Annotated in this window: 20 protein-coding genes; 11 read left to right on the plus strand and 9 right to left on the minus strand. The window is 41.0% G+C overall.

Features of this window, described 5'->3' with window-relative positions; translation table 11 throughout:
* Positions 1–142 precede the first annotated feature (142 nt).
* From mtnB to AC1D69_RS02745, 7 genes are all read right to left on the minus strand, one after another.
* Entirely contained in the window at positions 143–799 is a 657-nt protein-coding gene (gene mtnB, locus AC1D69_RS02715) for a methylthioribulose 1-phosphate dehydratase (protein ID WP_495454600.1), read from the minus strand.
* The gene (locus tag AC1D69_RS02720) at positions 796–1,479 is read right to left on the minus strand and encodes a 2-hydroxy-3-keto-5-methylthiopentenyl-1-phosphate phosphatase (RefSeq protein ID WP_495454601.1); all 684 of its coding nucleotides are present in this window, start codon (positions 1,477–1,479) and stop codon (positions 796–798) included. The genes mtnB and AC1D69_RS02720 overlap by 4 nt, the downstream gene beginning before the upstream one ends.
* On the minus strand, positions 1,479–2,690 hold the full coding sequence (locus AC1D69_RS02725) for a 2,3-diketo-5-methylthiopentyl-1-phosphate enolase (RefSeq protein WP_495454602.1): 1,212 nt from the start codon (positions 2,688–2,690) through the stop codon (positions 1,479–1,481). Before AC1D69_RS02725 ends, AC1D69_RS02720 begins: the two co-directional genes overlap by 1 nt.
* Positions 2,691–3,548: a pyrroline-5-carboxylate reductase gene (gene proC / locus AC1D69_RS02730; RefSeq protein WP_495454603.1), complete on the minus strand. Its 858-nt coding sequence runs from the start codon at positions 3,546–3,548 to the stop codon at positions 2,691–2,693.
* Positions 3,549–3,569: 21 nt separating this feature from the next.
* Entirely contained in the window at positions 3,570–4,823 is a 1,254-nt protein-coding gene (locus AC1D69_RS02735; protein WP_495454604.1) for a glutamate-5-semialdehyde dehydrogenase, read from the minus strand.
* 288 nt (positions 4,824–5,111) lie between these two features.
* Positions 5,112–6,215: a glutamate 5-kinase gene (proB, locus tag AC1D69_RS02740; RefSeq protein ID WP_495454605.1), complete on the minus strand. Its 1,104-nt coding sequence runs from the start codon at positions 6,213–6,215 to the stop codon at positions 5,112–5,114.
* Positions 6,216–6,544: 329 nt separating this feature from the next.
* On the minus strand, positions 6,545–7,756 hold the full coding sequence (locus AC1D69_RS02745) for a pyridoxal phosphate-dependent aminotransferase (RefSeq protein ID WP_495454606.1): 1,212 nt from the start codon (positions 7,754–7,756) through the stop codon (positions 6,545–6,547).
* Between the two features lie 153 nt (positions 7,757–7,909).
* Here AC1D69_RS02745 and AC1D69_RS02750 point away from each other — a divergent pair, with 153 nt between their 5' ends.
* Positions 7,910–8,728 (plus strand): carbon-nitrogen family hydrolase, encoded by an 819-nt coding sequence (locus AC1D69_RS02750; RefSeq protein WP_495454607.1) that lies wholly within the window; start codon positions 7,910–7,912, stop codon positions 8,726–8,728.
* Between the two features lie 16 nt (positions 8,729–8,744).
* Here AC1D69_RS02750 and AC1D69_RS02755 read toward each other — a convergent pair whose 3' ends face one another.
* Positions 8,745–9,656: a LysR family transcriptional regulator gene (locus AC1D69_RS02755; RefSeq protein ID WP_495454608.1), complete on the minus strand. Its 912-nt coding sequence runs from the start codon at positions 9,654–9,656 to the stop codon at positions 8,745–8,747.
* A 189-nt stretch (positions 9,657–9,845) separates the two neighbouring features.
* On the opposite strand from AC1D69_RS02755, the gene leuC reads away from it, so the two are divergent.
* The 4 genes from leuC to AC1D69_RS02775 all read left to right on the plus strand — a co-directional run bounded on the left by leuC (position 9,846) and on the right by AC1D69_RS02775 (position 14,260).
* Positions 9,846–11,267 carry a 3-isopropylmalate dehydratase large subunit gene (gene leuC, locus AC1D69_RS02760; protein WP_495454609.1) on the plus strand — a complete coding sequence of 474 codons (1,422 nt, stop codon included), beginning with the start codon at positions 9,846–9,848 and terminating at the stop codon, positions 11,265–11,267.
* 24 nt (positions 11,268–11,291) lie between these two features.
* The gene (gene leuD / locus AC1D69_RS02765) at positions 11,292–11,894 is read left to right on the plus strand and encodes a 3-isopropylmalate dehydratase small subunit (RefSeq protein ID WP_495454610.1); all 603 of its coding nucleotides are present in this window, start codon (positions 11,292–11,294) and stop codon (positions 11,892–11,894) included.
* Between the two features lie 308 nt (positions 11,895–12,202).
* Positions 12,203–13,675 (plus strand): N-acetylmuramoyl-L-alanine amidase family protein, encoded by a 1,473-nt coding sequence (locus tag AC1D69_RS02770; RefSeq protein WP_495454611.1) that lies wholly within the window; start codon positions 12,203–12,205, stop codon positions 13,673–13,675.
* Between the two features lie 33 nt (positions 13,676–13,708).
* Positions 13,709–14,260 carry a GerMN domain-containing protein gene (locus tag AC1D69_RS02775; protein WP_495454612.1) on the plus strand — a complete coding sequence of 184 codons (552 nt, stop codon included), beginning with the start codon at positions 13,709–13,711 and terminating at the stop codon, positions 14,258–14,260.
* Positions 14,261–14,407: 147 nt separating this feature from the next.
* On the opposite strand, the gene AC1D69_RS02780 is transcribed toward AC1D69_RS02775, so the two are convergent.
* Positions 14,408–14,689: a hypothetical protein gene (locus tag AC1D69_RS02780; RefSeq protein WP_495454761.1), complete on the minus strand. Its 282-nt coding sequence runs from the start codon at positions 14,687–14,689 to the stop codon at positions 14,408–14,410.
* A 199-nt stretch (positions 14,690–14,888) separates the two neighbouring features.
* Between AC1D69_RS02780 and AC1D69_RS02785 the strand changes: the two genes are divergently transcribed.
* The 6 genes from AC1D69_RS02785 (at position 14,889) to AC1D69_RS02810 (ending at position 24,882) form a co-directional block, all read left to right on the plus strand.
* Positions 14,889–16,307 (plus strand): N-acetylmuramoyl-L-alanine amidase family protein, encoded by a 1,419-nt coding sequence (locus tag AC1D69_RS02785; RefSeq protein WP_495454613.1) that lies wholly within the window; start codon positions 14,889–14,891, stop codon positions 16,305–16,307.
* A 124-nt stretch (positions 16,308–16,431) separates the two neighbouring features.
* Positions 16,432–17,115 (plus strand): GerMN domain-containing protein, encoded by a 684-nt coding sequence (locus tag AC1D69_RS02790; RefSeq protein WP_495454614.1) that lies wholly within the window; start codon positions 16,432–16,434, stop codon positions 17,113–17,115.
* 80 nt (positions 17,116–17,195) lie between these two features.
* Complete coding sequence (locus tag AC1D69_RS02795) at positions 17,196–19,958, plus strand: S-layer homology domain-containing protein (RefSeq protein ID WP_495454615.1); 2,763 nt, start codon at positions 17,196–17,198, stop codon at positions 19,956–19,958.
* Between the two features lie 89 nt (positions 19,959–20,047).
* A complete protein-coding gene (nth, locus tag AC1D69_RS02800) occupies positions 20,048–20,722 on the plus strand; it encodes an endonuclease III (RefSeq protein WP_495454616.1) in 675 nt (224 codons plus the stop codon).
* A gap of 30 nt (positions 20,723–20,752) precedes the next feature.
* Complete coding sequence (locus AC1D69_RS02805; RefSeq protein ID WP_495454617.1) at positions 20,753–21,025, plus strand: NAD/NADP transhydrogenase alpha subunit; 273 nt, start codon at positions 20,753–20,755, stop codon at positions 21,023–21,025.
* 191 nt (positions 21,026–21,216) lie between these two features.
* Entirely contained in the window at positions 21,217–24,882 is a 3,666-nt protein-coding gene (locus tag AC1D69_RS02810) for a dynamin family protein (protein WP_495454618.1), read from the plus strand.
* Positions 24,883–25,058 lie beyond the last annotated feature (176 nt).

Consider the following 25,058-nt stretch of genomic DNA (forward strand, 5'->3'; position numbering starts at 1 on the left):
AATCGTGGTTCCCAGCTCTAATCCGTCAGTTGGTTCAGACTACAGCATAATCTAAATCTAATCGAATAGAAGCAAAAAACATCCCAACTCTCTCAATCATACGAGGGAGTGGGATGTTTTGTATTGGATGATAAAAGAAGGGCTATTTCTTAGCTACGTTATGGAGAAGTAAACTACGATATAAATATTCGAAAATAAATTCAAAGGCTTCCAGGTGTTTCTTCGCTTCAGAAGCATTCTTACCCCAGGCGTAAATTCCGTGATTCTGTAACAATATCCCTGGAATTGCAGGGTTCAGTACACCAGGTACCTCTGTAGCAATGGCTGGAATATCAGCATAATTAGGAAGAACAGGAATCGCAATTTCAGCATCCTCATTCCAGATATTAAAAGCTTTAATAAGTTCAATTCCTTTAGCTCTAACTAGCCCTGATTGACCAAGCCATTCACTAATGAGGTTATTATATACGGTATGTACATGAAAGACAGCGCCGCACCCAGTCATTTTATAAATTTCACAGTGAATCAAAGTCTCTGCACTGGGCTTAAGATTCGTTGTTTCGCACGCTTGACCATTCTGGTCCACAAATAAAAAATCCTGTGGTGTATTCTGTGATTTGTCTTTGCCACTCGAAGTTACAGCAAAGTGAAATTGATCCTCTTGAAATTCGCCCACGCGAATCGATAAATTCCCACTCGTACCTGGAAACCAATTCCGTTCGGCAAATAGACTCTTAACTGTTCGTAGCTCATCTAAAGCCTGCTGTTTTTCTTCTAACGTAATATTTAGAAAACTCATCTTCGTAACACTCCTTGCTCTTGTTTCTGTCGTAGATCATTCAAGATATCATGAAATGTCTCATATGGGACATGTGCTACACCAAGTTCTTCACACTTCGTAGTAAGCCAAGAACGGGAATAGACAAGATCGGCAATCTTAGCGCCTTCGAAATCGGTTAGACTATCACCAATCAGGATACGGTTATAAGAATCCTCTGGATAACGCCTCATAACGGTTGTTTTACACATTCCACACCCATTCTCACAAGGAGGTTGACAAGGATTAGGCCAAGTGATCTTGATATGCTCCCCTGTGAAATCAGCACGATTGCAATAGATATGGTCCTCAGGAATACCAAATGGTTTCAAAAGAGGATCGATAAAGAAATCCATGCCCCCGCTAGTGACATTAAATTCAATGTCGGATTGATCGAGATAATTTAACAAGTCTTGAAATCCTTCTCGTATACCTGCATAGCTTAGAACGAAATCAACAATGTTCTCTTTCAAGTCTGAAGGCATAAGCGCGAACATAGCTCCTACACCTTCGCGTAAAGATATTCGCTGGTTAATTGTATCATCCATAATAGGTTCATAACCTTCAGGTTTGAAGTGCTTCATAATTGCAACAATGTTATCTGTAATCGTGATGGTCCCGTCGAAATCGCAAAAGATAACGATTTTTTTATGTGATGTCATTACTTTCCTCCCCAAGTATTTAATGCCGTTTGTAGTTCAGGAAAGGCATGAGCATAGTCGGCTAAAGGAATATCATGCATCGCTGCATCAATGGCTTGAACGAAAGCACGACCACCTGCAGATGTACCCATGGGATGTCCGTGAATACCTCCACCTGCATTAACTACAACATCTGTTCCGAAGTCCTTCATAATTAAAGGCACAAGACCAGGATGAATACCAGCGGATGGGACAGGCATGCTTGTCTTTATTTTCAAATCATTACTTATAAGTTCATCTCGAATAGCTAAATTCTCATTTCTTGGCATGGTGACTGATCCGTATGGCGAAGGGAATAACACCAGATCCGCACCTGCTAAACGCATTAACTGTCCTAGGAGAACGGAGGCAGATATGCCATAATGTGCCGAAGGGTAGTATGCACCTGCTAATGCAGGATGTGCAGCAATGGGAACGTTAATATCAGGATCACTGCTAAGCTCATGAAGGACATCATAGCCATAGGATAGGACATTGAACAGAAGTGCATTGGCTCCTGCATCAATGGCTCTTAGAGCCTGTTGTTTCAAGTTAGAAGTGCGCCCAGTCAAATTCGTTGCGTACAGAAGTTTTTTACCTGTTTCTTTACTGGCTTCTTCGGCAGCCCGTGCACAAATCTCAACACGTTTCTCGATAGGTGTGAGTTCATTCTCGAATAAAATCTCATCATCCTTAATCAGATCAACGCCACCCAGCGCCTGGAGAATGAATTGCTCACGTAGTTCTTCTAGATTAAGACCTATGACAGATTTAAATATACTCATAAGAAGGGGACGTTTATAGACATCCAGTTGTTGTCGAATGCCATCGATCCCGAACTTAGGTCCTGGAAAAGCAGACTGGAATGATTCTGAGAAGCCAAGTTTGATTAATTTGATTCTTCCATCCATAGAAATCTTTCCAAATACAGTGACAAGAAGTGCTGGAATGTCTCGGCTGAAATTCACATCAGGATAGGCGATAGTGATATCCGCGTACCGATCTACACCGATCAAATCTTCAACCACATGGACATGTAGAACTTGTCCGAGGTGCTTTTGCATGGCTTCTCGTTTCGCTTGAGGCAGTTCTGTCCAACTACCAACGGTTAACCCGACAGCGATGGATTCAGCTTTCTTGTGGAAATCTGCCTTAGGATCGTACAATCTATAGGTAGCTGTGCAAAAACTCATTTAAATTCCCTCCTCTAGTGCAACGCCCATTTCACGTGATCGTTCACTACAGCGATTGACAGCAGCGATGACATCTTCGAAAAAATCTCCATCGTCAAGTGTGCGAATGGCAGCTTGAGTAGAGCCATTCGGAGAAGTTACCTTCGCTCTAAGAGCGCTAGGTTCTTCACCCGTTTGTTGTGCCATTCTAGCAGCACCAAGCACCGTTTGAATGGTCAACGCTCTACACTGTTCTTCCGACAGACCTCCACGAATACCAGCCGCAATCATCGCTTCCATCATATAGTAGATATAAGCAGGACCACTACCTGAGATTCCAGTTAATAAATCCATGTTCTTCTCTTCAATAATCGTGATCGTGCCGACAGCTTCAAATAATGTCATGACCGTTCGACGTTGCTCTTCCGTCATTTCTTTAGAGTAAGATATACCCGTGGCACCCAGACCGATTGAACTTGATGTATTTGGCATCGTACGCGCGATGGGTTGTTTGCGATCTAATAGTCGTTGCATCGTTTTAATCGACAAACCTGCGATGACGGAAACAATTAACTGATCTTCTTTAAGGAGAGGACCTAACTCTTTAAGAACAGCCCCCGCATCCTTAGGCTTCATAGCTAGAACGATAACAGAAGAATTCTGTAGAATTCCTGTTCTGGCGGAATCGTCATTACTCGTTTTCACTTGATATCGATTATGCAATTCTTCAAGACGTTCGGAATTACTACGGTTAAGCATGAAGATATCGGAAGGTCGAACGACAGACCGTGCAATGAGTCCACGAACAATGGCTTCAGCCATTGATCCTGCTCCATAAAAGGTAATACCATTCTGAAATACATGTTGTTGTTGGCTCATGATTTAATCCTCCTGTTGGTGTTACCGACGAATTTGTCCGTTACCATAGATTCTGTATTTAGTGGATGTAAGTGAAGGCAGTCCCATAGGACCACGCGCGTGTAGCTTTTGAGTACTAATTCCTATTTCTGCCCCAAATCCGAATTCGAAACCATCCGTGAAACGAGTAGATGCGTTATGGTAGACCGCAGCAGCGTCCACTTCTTGAATGAAGGTTGCAGCGTGTTCCTTATCTTCCGTTACGATACATTCTGAATGTTGCGTACCATGTTTTGCTATATGATCTAAAGCCTCTTGCAGGGTGTGGACTATTTTAATATTCAGAATATAATCATTATACTCAGTAGAATAGTCTTCTTCGGAAGCTTGAATAGCCCAAGGTATGTAAGTAAGTGTCTCCTCACATCCGCGTATTTCTACGTTGGATTCCTTGAATTGTTCAGCAAGAAGCGCAAGATGACCGGCAGCAAAATCTTGATGTACAATAAGGGTCTCCATCGAATTGCAAACAGAAGGACGCTGAACTTTGGCATTCAGGCTAATATTTGAAGCCATAGTAGGATCTGCTGAAGCATCAATGTACGTATGGCATACGCCAGCTCCCGTTTCTATGACAGGTACAGTAGCATTTTCTACGACATTCTGGATAAGGGATCGACCACCTCGTGGAATGACAACGTCAAGCAATCCTTTCAGCTTCAACATTTCATCGACAGACGCACGATTCGGATCTTCGATGATTTGTAAGGCATCAACGGGGATAGCTGAAGCAGCAAGCGCGCGCTGTAACACTTCAATGATTTGACGGTTCGACGAGATTGCGGAAGAACCACCACGAAGGACAACCGCATTCCCAGTCTTTAGGCACAGACCAGCCGCATCAACGGTTACATTCGGACGAGCTTCATATATGATACCGATAACACCTAGAGGAACGCGGACTTTATCAATCATTAATCCGTTTGGACGATCTAACGCTTCTAGTAAATCACCGATGGGATCTGGAAGAGCAATAATCTGCTCTAATCCTTCAGCCATCGCGTTAATCCGTTCTGGATTCAGTGCCAAACGATCGAGTAGGGAAGGAGCAGTATCCTGCTGACGTCCGCGCTCAAGATCTTCAAGATTCGCTTTCAGAATAAGCTCTTGTTCTTGTCTAAGTGCTTGAGCCATCAACCGCAACGCCTCATTCTTCTGCTGAGTATCGAGCCTATTTAACACAGTAGCAGCAGCCTTAGCGCGTGTTGCTTTTTCTCTCACTTCACTATTGTTCATTGGGATAACCTCCTAAATTTTTTTGGAGTGCCACTTTCAGATGATCTACGCAAAAAAATCACATCGGAAGCATGGTGTTATTTTTTTGAGATCTCTATGTTTGTTCTAATACCCTACGCAAAAATCTCACGTTGTAGCCTTGCGAAGGGGACGGAATTGTTCTGGAGAAGCGTAGCGTTCGCCTTTGCCCTCGAATTTTATCGCTAACAGCGATATATTCAAAAAAAATTGGGGGCACCAGCGATCGTAAGAACAATCCGACACCGTAGCGGTCTTCCAAATGAGCCCCTATTTCAATGTAATCCACTCGTCCCGATGAACAACCTCCAACCGATGAATATTATCAATTTTCTGAAATACATCTGAACTCGACATCCCACATACTAGCCGCAATTGATCAACATCATAATTAATGACGCCTCTTCCGATCACGGATGCTTCCGAATTAAGTACTTCCACAACATCGCCTGCATGGAAATGACCATCTACTTGTTTAACGCCTACGGGAAGGAGGCTATGCCCTCCATGAATTAAAGCTTCTTCTGCGCCTGCATCTACGGTGATGGAACCAAGCGGTGTGGACATGAAGCCAAGCCATTGTTTCTTCATGGATAATGAGGATAGTTTGGTATCGAAATAGGTTCCCCGTCCAATTCCATCTACAGCACTTTGAAGATCACCATGTTGAGATACTTTCCCTACGAATACAGGGACACCACCTCGAGTTGCAATTTTAGCTGCATCTACTTTGGATCTCATTCCCCCTGTACCGAGCGAGGATCCAGCCCCACCAGCGATAGCATAGATCTCATCCGTTATTTCAGTCACATGACTGAAACGTACGGCATCTGGATGGTGCCGGGGATCTCCAGTATATAGACCGTCCATATCTGTGAGAATCAAGAGATGACGCGCTTTAACCAGATTGGCGACAAGAGCGGATAACGTATCGTTATCACCGAATTTCAGTTCATCGACAGAGACCGTATCATTTTCATTAAAAATAGGGATGACACCCTGTTTCAACAATTCCTCAACGGTCATTCCGGCATTATTCATGCGTTTACGACTGCAGAAGTCGGTCCGTGTGAGCAATAATTGTGCGGTGACAATACCATGCGCAGCGAAGGCTTGCTGATAAGCTTGCATTAAAAGGGCCTGGCCAACCGCAGCTGCAGCTTGTTTCTCATGTAATAGTCGTGGTCGAGCATCATATCCAATTTCACGGAATCCTGCTGCAACCGCACCTGATGTAACCAACAATACTTCGTGACCGCAAGCTCTTAGGGAAGCCATTTCTCTTGCGAAAAATATAATAGCTTCACGGTTCAAAGCTCCTTCATTAGAGGTAAGGGAGCTACTTCCGATCTTGACGACAATACGCGATGACACAACATTCACTTCCTCATAAAAAGTCATATTTACAACAAAAAAACCTTCATCCTTGACGAGCAAAGGACGAAAGTTATAGCTTCCGCGGTACCACCTTTATTGATGACTGAATCATCCAACTTAATAACCTTGTAACAGAAGGTACTGTCCTGCAAGCAGGCCGCTCAGGGGTAGGTTCAGATAGGATTCACGGTAAACTCTCTCAGCCAAGGAATTTACTCTCTACAAGCGTGAATAGCCTTACTTAATAGTCCCGTCAACACGTTTTCAAGTATAAGGTTAGTTTTATTTTCAACTAGGATACCATGTAAATGGTGGCTTTGCAAAGATTAAGAAAAGATGCCAAGTTTACCGATTCTCGCGGCTGCTTCTCGTAGTCGATCCTCCGAGCTAAGCAATCCAATGCGTACGTAACCTTCTCCACAGTTACCAAATCCAATGCCTGGAGCGACAGCAACTTTGGCTTCCTTAAGAAGAAGGTCTGAGAAAGAAACAGACGAATACCCATCAGGAACGGGTAGCCAACTGAAGAAGGATCCACTAGGTCTATCTGTATGCCAACCGATACGATCTAGTGCACTATGTAGCGCATTGCGTCTTGATTCATAACGATCTACTAACTCGTGAACACAATCCTGTGAAGAAGTAAGTGCGACCGCAGCTGCCGATTGGATGCCACCAAATAAACTGACATACATATGATCTTGAAGAGAATTCATGTGCGAGATCACTTCGGCATTACCTAAAGCGAAACCTACACGCCAACCAGCCATATTATAGGTTTTGGAGAGGGTATATAGTTCAATCCCGACTTCCTTAGCACCTGGTGCTTGGAGAAAACTGACTGGACGTTGTCCATCAAACCCAATAGCTCCATAGGCAAAATCGCTGGCCACGATAATTTTATTCTTTCTTGCGAATTCTACGGTATTCTCATAGAAAGAAAGTGGAGCTGTTGCAGCCGTTGGGTTGTTAGGATAATTCAAGAACATAAGTTTAGCACGCGCTTTGTCTTGTTCACTAATGTGATTGTAATCAGGTAAGAAGTTGTTGTTTTTGAGTAGAGGCATGAAAGACATTTCAGCCCGTGCAAGCGCCACACCTGACCAATAATCTGGATAACCAGGGTCTGGCACAAGACAGAGATCACCGGGATTAAGGAGAACTTGTGGCAATTCTACAAGTCCTGTTTTACCCCCAAAGAGGATAGCGACTTCTTTCTCAGGATCAAGAACAACACCGTAATCTTCGAGATATCGTTTAGCAATAGCCTCTTTTAGAAAGGAATAACCTGAAAAAGGAGAATACTTATGATACAACGGATTAGCAGCTGCACGCTGTAACTCTTTTACGATATGATCTGGCGTCGGCGTATCTGGATTACCTTGACCTAGATTGATGACATCATGGCCTTCCGCAATTTCACGGTTCACTTTTTGAACTAGATTAGCAAAAAATTGACTAGGGAGTTCTTTAATAACATCGGCCGGTTCGATGTGAAAGGCTGAAATGTTGCGCTGGCTAATGGGTTGCGTGGTCATCCTTAATCACACTACTCTCATGTAAATATAGTAAATTTAATTTATCATCATTTAACCGAGCTGTATAGGGTGAATTAAAAGTAAGCAAGTATTGCGTGGGTGTGCTGGTCAATATAAGATGTTATATATCACAGCGGAAATAGAGGAGATTCTATGACAAAAATAGAGAATGATGACCGTTTACGAATAGCATTGATTCAAACGACTATACAATTAGGGGACCCTGAAGCGAATGAGAAACATATCCATTCCTTAATGGAGAAGGCTATGACACAGATCCCGAAGCCTGATCTTATCATGTTGCCTGAAATGTGGAATACAGGGTATGCATTGGAACGAATCCAAGATATAGCTGATAAGCAAGGTGAACATAGCAAGGGATGGTTACAATCATTTGCCAAGCAACATGAAGTATTTGTAATTGGGGGTTCAATAGCTGAAAGTAATGAGGATCAGATCACGAATTCAATGTATGTATTTGGTAGACAAGGTGAAGAGATCGCCAAATATTCAAAAATTCACTTATTTTGCTTAATGAATGAAGAGAAATACTTAGTTCCAGGACAGGAGTTAGTTACTTTTCCTGTGAATGATAACTTTAAAGCAGGCGTGTCCATTTGTTATGATATCCGTTTTCCTGAGATGGCACGGAGTCTAGCATTAAATGGTGCGAAAGTACTTTTTGTTCCCGCTGAATGGCCCCATCCCCGATTGCATCACTGGCGTACATTACTCATGGCGCGGGCCATTGAGAATCAGATGTATGTCATCGCATGTAATACAGTAGGGGACAATGGGGAGGTTTCATTCTTCGGTCATTCCATGATTATTGATCCATGGGGTGAGATTATAGTGGAAGGTGGAGAATGGGAAGAGATCGTTACAGGGGAAATCTCATTATCGCTTGTTGATGAGGTGCGTAGTCGTATTCCCATCTTTAACGATCGCCGGCCTGACATTTACTTTAAGTAGTCTAAACTTACTAAACTTATAGATCCGCCATTGAGGTTTTGAAAGTCTCTATAAAAGCCTCAGCGGCTTTGGAGAGATAACGACCCTTTCTATAAGCGACGACAAGCGTTCGGTAAGGTACAGGATCAGCCAATGGTAAATAGATAGGGACGAACTCTGATCTAGGTGCACGAGCGATATAGCGTGGGACGAGCGTCACACCCATGCCAGCTGCAACCAAAGATTGAATGGTCTCCATATTGTTACTTTCGAATACGACATGAGGTTCGAACCCTGCTTGCTGACAAAGTTCAATGGTCATTTTTCGAAAACCTTGACCTTTCTTAAGTATAATGAAGGGTTCTCCTTTGAGCTCTTCTAGTTGAACCGGTACTGGCATGTTATTGGCTGTAGCTCTTAGAGCAAGTGGATGATTTGTTGGTACAGCGAGATCAATCAATTCTTCTCCTATAATCTCATAGGCTAGAGAAGGTTCTACAAGAGGGAGAGAGAGCAGGCTTAGATCTGTTTTTCCAAGCGCGGTTAACTTCTCTAGATTCATTGATGAATCTTCTAGTAGGGTTATTTCTATATTCGGAAAAGATCGTTTGAATGTTGGGAGCACATAAGGAAGGAGATGAGAACCTGTAATCGGCATACTTCCTACGACAACCTTTCCACCACGAAGTTGTGAGATGTCGGACATCTCCTGACGTAATAACTCTACTTCATCGATGATTTTCTGTGCTTTTTCCATGAAGGCTTCTCCAGCATGGGTTAGTTCTACACTACTTGTATTTCTTTGAAAAAGAAGCACACCGATTTCCTTCTCAAGCTTGGATAACTGCTGACTGAGTGAAGGCTGAGCAATATGTAACTTTTCTGCAGCTCGGGAGAAATTACGTTCAGCAGCGATCTGTAGGGCATATTGTAATTGTCTTAGTTCCATGAAATCATCATCCTCTAATATTTGTGAGTTACTTCTTTTTTATTTTAACATCTTATAGCTCAAACCTATAGCATTTATAGATATTATATCTTGGAACAATTAAGACAACGGTGATATCATTGATTCATTCAAGAGATGCCTTCTGTTGGCAAATCTTCCAAAGTTCGAATTTAAGATGGGGTGAATATGATGAGTAAAAAGACAATGTTTGAGAAAATTTGGAATAATCACGTCATTCATCAGGAAGAGGGCAAGCCGAGTATCCTATATATCGATTTGCACCTCGTTCATGAAGTGACATCTCCACAGGCATTTGAAGGACTTCGACTAAGTGGACGCAAGGTGCGTCGACCAGAGTTAACTTTCGCAACCATGGATCACAACGTACCAACGAAAGATCGTTTCAACATTAAAGATCCAATCTCCAAACAACAAATCGATACACTATCACAGAACTGTCGTGATTTCGGTGTGACATTGTTCGACTTGAATACGGTAGAGCAAGGGGTAGTTCACGTAATGGGCCCTGAGCTGGGTCTTACGAATCCAGGGAAAACAATTGTGTGTGGGGATAGCCATACTTCAACTCACGGAGCTTTTGGAGCTTTAGCTTTTGGTATTGGTACAAGTGAAGTTGAACACGTACTAGCAACTCAATGTTTACAACAATCCAAAGCGAAGACCATGGAAATTCGTTTTGTTGGAAAAAGAAATCCAGGAGTTACAGCAAAAGATATGATTCTTGGTGTTATTGCTAAATATGGTACAGATTTCGCTACAGGTTATGTTATTGAATATACAGGTGAATCTATTGCATCATTGACAATGGAAGAGCGTATGACTGTATGTAATATGTCCATTGAGGGTGGGGCTAGAGCAGGAATGATCGCTCCGGACCAGACGACATTTGACTATTTGCGTGGACGTCAGCATGTACCTCAAGGAGCGGATTTTGATATTGCTGTTGAGACATGGAAACAACTGCGTACAGATGAAGGTGCTGAATTCGACCTTGTGTTGGAATTCGATGTCGATACACTGATTCCACAAGTGACTTGGGGAACAAGTCCTGGAATGGGAACCGATATTACTTCGAAGGTGCCTGTACCTGCTGAATTACCTACAGAAAATGAACGTAAAGCTGCTGAGGCAGCACTTGAATATATGGATCTTAAACCAGGAACTCCAATGACGGAGATTGAGATTGATTATGTATTTATTGGTTCTTGTACGAATGGGCGGATTGAAGATTTACGCGCAGCAGCTGCTGTAGCGAAAGGTCATAGTGTAGACAATAGAGTTACAGCCATCGTCGTACCAGGATCTGGGAAAGTTAAAATCCAAGCTGAAGAAGAAGGACTTGATAAAATCTTTACTGAAGCGGGATTTGAATGGCGTGAAGCAGGCTGTAGTATGTGTCTTGCAATGAATCCAGATGTTCTTGAACCAGGACAACGCTGTGCTTCTACATCTAATCGAAACTTTGAAGGTCGTCAAGGTCGTGGTGGACGTACACATCTAGTATCACCTGCTATGGCAGCAGCGGCTGCTGTTAAAGGTAGATTCGTAGATATTCGCGAGTGGAACTTCAAAACGGAAATAGCGAACTAAAAGAGAAGAGAGGAGCTAATCATTATGGAAGCATTCACTAAATTAACAGGGATTGTAGGCCCGGTAGATCGTGTCAACGTTGATACAGATGCTATTATTCCAAAACAATTTTTAAAAAGAATAGAACGGACGGGGTTTGGTCAGTTTTTATTTTATGAATGGCGTTTTGATCAGGAAGGAAACGATATTGACAGTTTTGAACTGAATAAACCTCGTTACAGCGGTGCGTCTGTACTCATATCGAGAGCTAATTTTGGATGTGGATCCTCACGTGAGCATGCACCATGGGCGATTTTGGATTATGGTTTTAAATGTGTCATTGCGCCTTCTTTTGCAGATATCTTCTATAATAACTGTTTCAAGAATAGTATCTTGCCGATAAAGTTGTCTGAAGAGCAAGTGGAAGATTTATTCCAACGTACAGCAACTCATGATGGATATCAATTGAATGTGGATCTTGAGAATCAGACGCTAACAGATGAGTATGGTCTTCACATTGATTTCAACATCGATGAGCACCGTCGTCAGTTCCTATTGCAGGGTCTTGATGATATTGGTCTAACGTTGCAACATGAAGCTGAGATCACAGCGTATGAGCAAAAACGTGCTAATCTCGCATTAGCATAATCGTTTAAATAAATTAGTATCTTAACAAGCTTCTGTTCCCATTGAGGGCGCAGAGGCTTGTTTTTGTTGTTTCGTAATTGACCAGACTGACATCATATATTAAATGTCATTCATTGATACCAATATTCTACAAAGGATGACAACAAATGAACGAGTTCATGATAATGTCGTAATAGTTAAAATATTCAAGGGAAAAAATGTAACTAAAGGAGGATTTGCCTATACATAGGTAGAATATTGTTAGCATTGAGCAAATCGGGTTGAGAAATAACTACTAGATTAAAACAAAAAATGTACAATTGAGGTGTATGATGAAGAAATTTAGCTTATTTATTTTGTTATGTGTGTTCTTTATTATCAGTTTTCCAAATGAAGGTAACGCAGCAACGGTTCAGTCAAAGATCATTCTTGATGGTAAGGAAATTAGTATGCCTTCTAATGTCCAAGTTCAAGTCATGAATGAGAATGTTATGATTCCGATTCGTGTAGTTGTTGAGAATCTGAAGTTTAAGGTGGATTGGGACCAAAAGTCTCAAGGTGTCAAGATCCAACAAGATGCAAAGATAATATTCCTAACGGTTAATAAGCAAGAAGCAACAGTGGAAGGGAAACAAGTCATATTAAATGTTGCTCCTCAAGTTCAGAATGAGACTGTTGTAGTTCCTATTCGATTCGTAAGTGAACAAATGGGACTTGTCGTGAGTTGGGACAATGTAGATAAGACGGTTTATCTGACGAGTGGCAATAAAGAGTCTTTCCACGATGAACAAGTAGGTACAGGATCTCCAAGTACACAAGATCACTTACAACCTTCAGGAGATTCAGATGTAAGTACAGGTGAAGGTTCATCATTAAACCATGTTAGTGGAATGAATTTTGTCAATAATCAGCTTATTATATCTTTAGACGGAGAAGTTAAGCCTGCAGTTTCAACATTAAAGAATCCTGATCGAATTGTGGTGGATCTACCAAATACCACATTCGTGGATTCCTTTGGGACCGTGCAACCTTTGGATCCGGGATTGAAAGGTAAATTGGAAGTTGGTGAGAATCCTAATGTGTCGGAAGTAAGTTATTCATTGATTCCAAGTGATCCTTACGCAGTTTGCGTTGTTATTTCACTAAATAATGCTAATGCGTTTCAACTAAATTATGATTTGGATTCTAATATGATAGTTATTGATTTGAACGTTACAGAAGACAATAAGACAGTCACTGTTCCACCTGTTGTTAATTCGGGACATAAGGTTGTTGTCATTGATCCAGGTCATGGAGGGAAAGATCCAGGAGCGCTAAGTGTCACGAAAAAGCACGAGAAGGACTTTAACTTAGCAGTAGGTCTGAAAGTGCAAGCGCTTCTTCTTAAGGAATCGAATATAGATGTAGTGATGACGCGTGATAGTGACACTTATCCTACTCTTTCTGAACGGACGAAATTGGCAAATGAATTAAATGCTGATGTGTTTGTATCCATTCATGGTAATAGTAACCCTTCATCGAAACCAGGTGGAACAGAAACATATTATTACGAACGAATTAGTAGTAAAGATCTAGCAAATATCATACACAAATATTTAGTCCAAGCAACAGGTCTAAGTGATCGTGGTGTTAAGAATAATAGTTTACATGTGATTAGAGAAACTAATATGCCTGCCGTTCTTGTGGAAATTGGATTCCTAAGTAATAGCACGGATGAGCAGGTTATATTCTCTGAAGAAAAACAAAATCTAGTTGCACAGGCTATTGTTGATGGAGTTAAAGAATATTTGGGTAATAAATAAAGAGAAGAGAATTTTCTGAAGGATGTGGTCATAGTGGATAAAAAGGTAGGATGTACCCTTATATTGTCGCTTATGATGTTTATAGGTGTAGGGTGTGGACAGAAGCCATTGAGCGATTCAGGTGCGCAAACGGTTCTGGGTTCAACGAATAACCAAGAAGTATCAGCGACGGCAAGTAATGATAAGGTTAAGGAAGAAAGCCAAAAAATCCAGGTGTATTTTACAGATCCACAAGCGATGGAACTAAAAAAGGCTGAAGATGAGATTCAATTCGCAAATAACATTGAGAAATATCAAAAGGCATTCAAAGCTTTACAAAATGATAGTAATCCTGAGCTCATTTCCTTATGGAGTAAAATGGAGTTAAAAACTATCTCGTTTAATGCAGGGATGGTAATGTTGGATATCCATATGCCAGATGAGGCAAGATTGGGAGCGGGTGGTGAACAATTTGCTTTAGAATCATTAAAAAATACGTTATTTCAATTTGATGAAGTGAAAAGTATTGAACTACTCGTAGATGGTGAATCTATTGAGACTTTAATGGGTCATGCTGATCTAGAACATCCAATGCTAAGAGATTAGATAATAGATAATCTTGTTATGAGGAACCACTAAAAGCGTTCATTTCTGATACTACAATCGGAAGTGAACGTTATTTTCGGTTTGCGTAATGTTCATACCCGTGTCTGTGTTTTAATTTACTTTTTTCGCTTCAATTTTATAACGTATTCACTTGATTTGTCCTACATTCTTTGTCCGCGTAAATGCCTCGCGAATTGCCATATGTCCTACTTTACAAACGTATATCCCTAATTTAGCTACTGATTGTTGAAGTTGTTTCCAATTGCCTTTTTCACCTTTCGTAATTACAGCAGCTGTAATAATACGCTCTTCATTCATTGCAATATGTGTCTTATAGTAAGAAAAAGAGGGATCGGCCGTTTTGTGACCTACACGCGCATCTGGATTATTGCTATAAAGTTCGACAATATAACCATTTTCCTCCGACAATTCAAACTGGATTAATTGGGGATATTTTCATGATTGCGTATGTTGTATAGTGAAAAAGTAGGATATTTTTTTCGAAAAAAGGAATATATTCGCAACCTTTAGCACAGAATTGCGTCTAATAGTTGTCCATCGAAAGGATGTGAGACCAGGACTAATGCATGAGAGATTACAAAATTAATAAAGGATGGTAGGGTGAATAATGAAGAAATTTAGCTTGTTGATGATGGTCATCATCTTCGTCATGGCATTTCCTGGTAGGGGACAAGCTGCTTCTGAACATTCAAATATATATTTGGACGGTAAGGAACTTGTCTTAGCTACAGATGCTAAAATTGAAATGATTAATAACAATATTATGATTCCAGTTCGTGTCGTCGTGGAGAATCTGGGATTTAATGTTATATGGGAGCAAAAGGCGCGCACGGTAACTATAAAAAATAACAAGACAACGATACAGCTTATTGTAAATAACAAAATTGCTACAGTGGATGGAAGTAAAGTTACATTGCCCATCGGTCCAGTATTAAAAACAGATACCGTATTAGTACCTATTCGTTTTGTTAGTGAACAAATGGGACTTCAAGTTGACTGGGATAACACAACTAAGAGAGTATATATGTTTTCTCCTACTGGAGGTTCAGGAAACACGGATGATGGAACCGTAGGAACAATACCTAACCCTGACGACACAACAAGCAGTGACTTAGCAACAATAGACGGTCTAAACTTCAGTGACAATCGTTTAATCATTTCTACTACGGGAAGTATAGAGCCTAAGGCATCCGTTATGTCTTCACCTGACCGTATTATTATTGATATACCCTATGCTAAGTTTGCAGAAACTTTTGGATCAAGTAATCAACTAGATAGTAATTCACAAGGAACATTTTCTGTGATGGGTTATAGTGATGTATCTACAATTCGTTACTCCCTCTATAACGATTCCCCATCGACAGTGAGAATTGTGATAGATTTGAATTATGCTAAAAATTATAAATTATATGCTGAAGGCAGTTTACTTATTGTAGATTTAAATACGTCAAATTCGGGTTCCGGAGTACCACAGGTGGGTGGGAATGGTAAAAAAATCGCTGTTATAGATGCTGGACACGGTAATCAAGACCCAGGAGCTATTGGTATAACAGGAAAGAAAGAAAAAGATTACAATTTGGCCGTTGCACTTAAAGTAGAGAAATTACTAAAAAACGAATCTAATATAGACGTTGTTCTGACACGAAGTAATGATATCTTCTTAGAGTTAAAAGAACGTGTTAAAATAGCTAATGATTTAAATGCGGATGTATTTGTATCCATACATGCAAATAGTGCTGGGTCTTCTACCGCAGCAGGAACTGAAACTTACTATAAGAATAGTAGTAGTAAGGCGTTTGCTAATGTTATGCATAAATATATCGTGAAAGCTACTGGTTTCACAGACCGCGGAGTTCTTTACGGGAATTTCCATGTTATTCGTGAGACGAATATGGCTGCTGTTTTACTGGAAGCTGGGTACCTAAGTAATAAGAGTAATGAGTCTGCACTCTTTACAGATAGCCTGCAAAATCGGGTGGCTCAAGGTATTGTGGATGGAATCAAGGAATACCTTGGAGTAAATTAATGTTTAAGAGTTTTGACGAAGTATATCAAGAAGTATCGCTACAAAACTTTTGGTAATGCTTCTGATGTGAGTTTTGACGAAGTATATCATGAAGTATCGATACAAAACTTTTAGGAGGAAGATCATGAATAAAATAGGGTGGTGTACGGGACTCCTAGCGTTAGTCGTAGTTATTGGAACAGGTTGCGGAGATAAACCACAGGTAGCGCTTAACAATGTCCCGAATGAAGATCAATCTGGAATTGTGACTGTACCTGAAGAGAATGCTCCAACAACGAATGCCTCGGACGGAAATAATGCAAGTAATACGGTAACAGAGAACGAAGAAAAAGGAATTGTTGATGATGACGATGATGATGGTACCCTAGATAAGGGTGCAGAAGACAAAGGTAATGTGGTAGAGAATCAAACGTCATCTAATAAAGAAACGATCACAGTGTATTATACGGATACGCAGGAAATGGAATTGAAATCGTCTAAACAAGAAATTTCATTTAAGGATGATCTAGAAAAATATAAAGTAGCCTTTATGGCGCTACAAACTAGCGGTAATGATGAACTAGTACCTTTATGGGGTAAGGTAGATTTGAAATCTATCGAAATTAATAAGGGAGCTATGACGATGGATATCCATCTTCCTGACGAAGCGCGTCTTGGTTCAGGTGGAGAGATGTTCGCACTCGAAGCTCTACAAAACACGTTTTTTCAATTTGCAGAAGTGAAATCGATAGAACTTCTTGTAGATGGAGAACAAGTAGAAAGTTTAATGGGGCATGTCGATTTAGAGCATCCCATGATGAAGAATTAAAAAAAAGCAGGAAATAGAGCTCAAATGTCGAATATACTATTTTTGTAGTAGGAGTTTTTGATTTAGAGAGGGGAAACCATATGCAGTCCAAACGTAGTAATTCTATTAAACGAAGTAATTCTATTAAACGTAGTAATTCTATAAACTCTAAAAAAGTAGTGTCAGCTATACTCGTCAGTATGGTGACTTTGAGCTCAGGAACGGTTGCCTTTGCCGGAGATGTGACAACACCCATGGTTACGAATCAATCAGTTACAACAAGCAGCTTATTTAGCGATGTAAAGAGTGGATTCTGGGCAGAAAAGCACATTTATAAATTAGCGTCTCAAGGTATTCTTTTAGGTGACAAGGGTTTATTTAGACCTAATGATTATGTAACACAACAGGAAGCAGTAACAATGGCTATTCGGTTCATGAATATTCAGGATCAATTAAATTCAGGAACCACAGTAACTTGGCCAGCTAATGCAACTGTGAATAATTATTTCAAGCCGTTTGTCACGCTAGCGATCGAGAAGAATTTGTTGGATTCGAAGTTAGTAGTGGATGATACTAAATCGAAAACGACTTGGGGTGAGACAAGAGCAAGTCGCGAATGGATTACTGAATTGTTAGTGCGCTCTATTGGAAAGGAAAGTGAGGCTGCCTCATTCGCGAATAAAGCAACATCCTTTGTGGATAATAGTAAAATTTCCGCATCCAAACTTGGTTATGTGAACACAGCAATTGAGATGGGGTTAACTACAGGTGTAGAAGGAAATCTCTTCGACCCGTTGGGATCTGTAACTCGTGCTCAGCTAGCGACCTTCTTCAGCCGTGGTGAAGCATTCATGGATACGAAATATGCTAATTCTGAGGAAGGTGTTGTTACAGGACTGAGTGACAATGCTATTAGTCTATACATTAATGGGAGTGTACGTAATTTCTCGTTAGATAGTGCGACTTCTTATTATACTAGTGTTTCAGAAAAGAAGATTCCCTTATCTGAGCTTAAAATATATTCTAAAGTGATGGTCGTTGAGAATGCTGGCAAAGCTGTATACGTAGAAGTGACGGATCCAAAGGAACAAGTAGAGAGTATAGAGACTACCTTTGAACGCTTATTCCAAGGTAATTCTTTAGGGGTATCTGACGATAAAGGTTTTGCTTCATATAATTATGATAGCAGCACCGTTTTCCTAGATGTGAGTGGGAATAAGATTGAATCTAAAGATTTAACTGCGGGAAGTCAAATTATTATTAAACGTGAAAACTACACTACGAATAAGAGTATTCTCATTGTTCAAGTGAAAACAGGCATTGTGAATAAGACAGCTACAGGAACGTTGGAAACGCTAGAGATTAATTCTAAGACAATAGGAATAAAGAATGCTGCAGGTAGCATTGAAAGTTACAAATGGGATGATTCTTCTATGATTCGTTACCATGATCAAATATTGACTCCAGCGGAACTGCAAATAGGTTCAACGATTAACTATACAATTCAAAACAATATGATTCGTTCCGTAGAAGTTACTCAAGCTGTTGAGCGCAAGGTTCTTGGTTCTCTATATGAACTTGGTTCTAACGGGAATACGATTACCTATAAAAAAACAGGAGGTTCATTAGAAGTTAAACTTCTATCTGATAAACCTGAAATTGTGATTAGTGGCATTGATAAACCTGTACTTTCTGATCTGATCGCTGATGTTTCTGCGGGTGATCAATTAGAATTGACTTTGGACTCTAAAGAAGTAGTTAAAAAGATTGTTGTACTGAATAGACAAATGGAGCAGAAACCTTCTTCAACTGTTGTATCCTATGATTCAAAGACTAAGATATTGACTCTGTTGGATTCCAATAATAAGCCATTTGTCGTAACATTAGATGACAAGACTAAGTTGATTTATAATGCGGCAACTCCTACGTTAGCTGGCATTGAACCACTCTTAACAAGTACTCGTAAAATTAATCTGAGTTATATAAGTAACCGCGCGTTATCACTAGAAGTTATTAATAAATACGATGGAATTGTGACTGTGGTGGATACAAGTACCAAGAAAATTACCCTTCAAGTGGCTGGAGGGAATAGTGTTATTGTTGGTTATGAATCACCTTTGATTGAGTGGCATGGTAAGAGTAATCTGAATATATCTGATGTGAAAGTTGGAAGCGAAGTATCATTGGTGCTTTCAAACAATCAGAGTGTTGCATTTAAAATCAATGTTAAATCTTCCAGTCAATTTGAAGTCGCGTCTACGGATACAGGTAATCGAGTCTATTTGAAAAATAGTGGAACTACTAGCTTAGTTTATTTTGATCAAGCAGCAATTACAGGAATTAGTGGAGAAACGTTGAAAGCTTCTGATCTGCAAGCAGGCCAGTTTATAAATGTGAATTTCAGTGGTAACACGGTTTCTTCAGCACAAATAGTTAAATTATTAACAGGCGAAGTGCTGAAAGTTGATGCGACAACTAAGAATGTGACATTTAAAAATTACAATGGTACCACAGAAGTCTTTAAGGTAGATGGTGCTGTTAAAATCGTTCGTGCTGGAACTACTAATATTAACTTAAATAGTCTTATTCCAACCGATCGTGTGGAATTGCGTAAAGATATGGATGGAACTTCGATTATCAAAGTTATAAATTCAGCAAATCGTGATTTCTGGAAATATGATAGTGTGACCAAGGAATTATTCGTTAAACGACAAAGTGCGACAGATACTAATAGTTATGTTTTGTCACCAAACGCATATATTCATCAAGGTGACACGACATTACTCGTGCAATCTCTCAAAGAAAATGATAATATTGTAGTGTATTTAAACAATGACGTTATTGTGGAGATACAGAAACAATAATCTGCTTTGGGAATGGTCATGAAATACACCGTCTTGATACGGGGGGTACTTCCTGTATCATGACGGTTTTTTTGCAGGAGGAATTCATCATGAAGTCTGAAACGGTACGCCACATTCTGAATACAATAGCAGAAATGTTTCCTGAGGCGCATTGTGAATTGATCCATAGTAACGCTTTTGAACTGACAATTGCCGTATTACTTTCTGCTCAATGTACAGATGAGACGGTAAATAAGGTCACCAAAGATTTGTTTCAAAAGTATACATCACCTAAAGATTATATCTCAGTTCCTCTTGAGGAACTGGAGCAGGATATTCGACGTATTGGTCTTTTTCGGAATAAGGCCAAGCATATTCAGAATTTATGCCGAATATTGATTGAACAATATGACGGTGATGTTCCTCAAGCACATGATCAATTGATTTTACTTCCAGGAGTAGGGCGAAAGACGGCGAATGTTGTCGTGTCTAATGCATTTGGTGTTCCTGCTATTGCAGTAGATACACACGTAGAGCGAGTATCCAAACGACTGGGTTTAGCAGGTTGGAAAGACTCTGTACTCGAAGTGGAAAAAAAGCTGATGAAGAAGGTTCCTCGCGAAGAGTGGACGGATACTCATCATAGACTTATTTTCTTTGGGCGCTATCATTGTAAGGCTCAAAATCCACAGTGCCAAATTTGTCCGCTTCTTGACGTATGTCGTGAAGGCAAAAAACGTATGAAGATGGCCCAAATCAGGAAAGATAAAGAGAATATAGGATAGTTGAACATTAGAGATGGGATGGGATGTCAGATGAAGTGCATTTCTGTATACACAAATAATTTTGAAGCGTTCTCCGATATTTTTGAGAATGTTGTGGAAACTGTTTTTGAAGAGAATGAAGAAAAGGAAGTAGAAGGTATTACGGTTAGCCACTCTGGAGAAGTACCTGAGTTCTACTTGGAGCGCATGTCACAGAAACCAGAAGTTGTGGTTATGAAAGATAAATCACGTGGGGTTACGATTCTTCAACATGGTTCTGTGTTCGAGATATTGATGCCTGACCTTGAGACTGTATTGGCGTAGGTTCATAATCACTGCCTCGATGCTTTAGTTACAAGGTCTTTCAACTTTCAACGAAGTTGTGTAATAAAACCGAAGGAATTTTCTTCGGTTTTATTTTTTTAGGGTAAAGGCATTTCACTAAGACTCTTGAAATGTTAGAATAGTGTTATTTCTATGAGATAGATCACAAGGGACAAGGGAGAGAGTAGACCATGATGGCAGCGACAGAGAGCAACAGGAAGAATAACCGTGCATCCTTGGAAGCGCTTAAGAGTCAACTATCATCTTGGGGAGATAGTAAAGCAATAGATACGATGGATGATTTAATACATAAGGAACAATTAAGTGAACTTACGATCGCATGGTGCGGTCATTTCTCAGCAGGTAAATCGAGTCTAATTAACGCATTATGTGGGATGAATGTACTACCATCGGGTCCTGTACCAACGAGTGCCAATGTCGTTACGATTCGAAATGGGTTATCTCGTGCGCTTATTTATACACCTGAGGGCGGTCATATCCCCCAAGAGGTAACTACAGATGAGCTTAATGAGTATTGTACTAACGGGGGCGCTTATTCTGCGGTAGAAATATGGGAACACATTCCCTTTCTTACTTCTGAGGGCGTTCTAATGGATACTCCAGGAGTGGATTCTACAGATGATGGACATAAGAAAGCTACGCATTCAGCTCTTCATTTGGCCGATGTTGTTTTTTATGTGATGGATTATAATCATGTTCAATCGGAGAATAACCTGGTGTTTGCTAAAAGTCTGTCAGATTGGGGGAAACCACTGTATCTTATTGTAAACCAGATTGATAAACATCGTGAACAGGAGTTGTCTTTCCAATCGTACCGTGAGGGAGTGGTCTCGGCTTTTGATCGGTGGCAGGTGCGGTATGCTGGATTACTCTTTAATTCACTCAAAGATGCCGATCATCCTTATAATCAATATGAGAGTTTGAAGGGATTAATAGAAGAGTTAATCATGCAAAAGGATGCATTAGTACAATATAGTGTCTCCTGCTCGGCCCAACATATTGTGGATGATCATCTTGAGCAATACGTAGCATCTCTAGCGGATGAAAAGGAAAGCCTCCTTGTAGAACTCGGAGGAATGGAATATTTAAATCGGTTGGAAGATGAGAGACTCTCGTTAGTTCAAGAACAGGATCGGCTTCGAAATCGTATACAGGAAGAAAGAGCAACGTTACGTCAGGATATAAATAAAATCTTGGACAATGCCAATCTTATGCCCGCAGAATTAAGAGATATAGCTTACAATTTTGTAGAAAGTCGAAAGCCTGGATTCAAAAAGGGATTATGGTTAGCTGGAAATAAGACACGTATCGAACAAGATCATAGAAAAGCTATATTTCTTCGGAAGCTTCAAGAACAAGTCTCATCACAAGTTGAATGGCATATTCGACAATCCATTGCAGCCTGGGGTGAGAAACATCATTTATGGAATGATGAATGGTCGAAGAAGATGGATCTTTGTATTCCCACGATGGATGAAGACATGATTGTAAAGACGCTTCAGTCTGATGCAATCTTGTCAGGTGAGTACGTTCTAAATTATTGCCGTAGTGTAGCAGAACATATAAAAAGCCAATATCGGCTTAGCCTAATGACGTTCACTGAACAACTTCTGCTACGCTTAGAAGAGGATGTTGCACGCGAGCTGCAACATCTGAGCCAGCAGTTGACCGACTTGCAACAGCAGTCGGTCGCCGCCTCCCGCTACGCTGCGCTCCAGCGGGAGGAGACCGCGCACGCGGCAGCTCTAGCCGAGCTTCTGCCGCTGCGCCTAAGCCTCACCCCCGGCCTTCTGCCGGCGGTGAGGCCCCTACAGCCCTTACAGCCGCCCGCTCCTGCGGAGGCGGCTGAGGCGGGCGCGCTACGCGCTGCGCCCGCGCAAGTTCTTGCCCCGCCGCACAGCGGTAGCGGGGCACACCCGCGCGGCGGTGCGGCCACAGGCCGCCGCCAGCGGCTAGCAAGCGCGGCTGCGCAGCTGCATGGCGCTGCTGCGCTGCTAGAGCAGTACCCCGCGATGGCTTCCGCCGCGCGGGGAATCCGTGAACGTGCCGCTGCCCTGGAGGGCGGCACGTTCACGCTGGTGCTGTTCGGGGCATTCAGCGCCGGTAAATCTTCCTTCGCCAACGCTTTGCTAGGCGAAGACGTGTTACCGGTATCGCCACATCCAACAACCGCGGCGATTAATCGGATTCTTGCGCCACATGATGAATTTGTGCATGGAACAGCACAGGTGGTTATGAAGTCGCGTGAGACACTTATGGAAGATCTAAGAATATCGTTCTCTATCCTTAGATTAGGGGAACCGGATCCGATGCATTGGAGTGATGTCGTAAATTCCCTATCATCCGAAGGGATACATCCTGCGGGATTACCTCACTATAGTTTCTTAAAGGCCGCTTCCCTAGGTTGGGCAAATGCTGAACGGTTATTAAGAACGGTCCAAACCGTTGAGCTCCCAGAATATCGCGTGTTTGTAGCAGATGAGACCAAATCCTGTTTTGTTGAACGAATAGATTTGTTTTATAGTTGTGACCTAACGGAGCAGGGGATTATTCTAGTGGATACACCAGGGGCCGATTCATTACATGCACGACATACGGGCGTAACTTTTCAGTATATGAAGCATGCAGATGCCTTGGTGTTTGTTACTTATTATAACCATGCCTTTTCCAAAGGTGATCGCCAATTCCTCTCTCAGTTAGGAAGAGTGAAGGATAGCTTTGCACTGGATAAGATGTTCTTTATTATCAACGCCGCGGATTTGGCAGAATCAAGTGATGAGTTGGATCAAGTGATTGAACATGTTCAAACCAACTTGAAAAGTAATGGCATTGGCTCACCGCATATTTATGCTGTGTCTAGTATGAATGCCTTAGAAGGAAAACTTACAGATAATGATTCCCAAAGGTTATCTTCTGGATTTACAACTTTTGAAACTGCACTGGGTGACTTTGCAGGGAAAGAACTTCCGGGATTGTCTATTCAGGCTGCTAGACAAGAGATTGTATCTGCGCGTAGACGTGCCGAAGAATGGGATCGATTATCACAGCAAGATGAGGAGACTCGAGAGATACGACGACTTGAACTTGAGAACATCTATGCGAAGGCGAAGTCCATGTTGAGCCAATTTACGCAGGTTTCAGGACAAGATAGAATCATTGAGCAAGAGGCGGTAGAATTGTTATTCCACGTAAGGAAGCGAATGGATTATAATTGGGTAGCTTTTTTTAATGAGGCCTTTCATCCATCATTACTCCGCGAAGGAACAGGATCATTGAAAGGGATCTTTATCGATTGCGGTCGTGAATTAGAACAATCTTTATTAAGGGAAATCGATCAAGAACTATGGGCTACGACATTACGACTTGAGTTAAAAGCGAAGTCTATTCTTCTAGAAGCTGCAGTACGGGTCACAGATCAGATTAATGCTCTTGACGAAGGATTATTACTTACCCCTATCAAAGAAGAACAAGACTGGATTATTCCTGATTTGCACAGCAGTCAGTTCCATCAACAGATAGATTGGAGTACGCTGTGGTCTACTTTCAAATCCCCTAAGTTATTTTTTGAAGGTAAGGGCCGTGACAAATTGAAGATGATCGTAGAACCTATGCTTAATGAAAACATAACAGAAGCTGTTAAAGCGCAAGAATCTTCCTTATGTCATTTCTATATTCATGAATATAGTGAAGCTCTGACTCGACAGGTTTCACTATTAGAGGAGCAATTATTAGAAAGCTATAGCGCAATGGAAAGTACGCTACAATTAACAGATTCTCCTGTATCGTGGCTGGATTTAGCTGAGAAACTGAAGTCATATGAGCAAATAACACACTAAAATTGGAAAAAATAGATTATTGAAGGAAGCGCTTTAATAGCGTTTCTTTTTTTATGCTTGTGTTACCTAGGGATATGGAGTAATTGGCAACATTTAATAAATATATCATGATTGTGTCTAATATTTGACCTATGGGAAGGTATCGTGCCTGATTATGCTAGCTTATGGTCTTTGCC

This window comes from Paenibacillus sp. Y301, assembly GCF_059445505.1.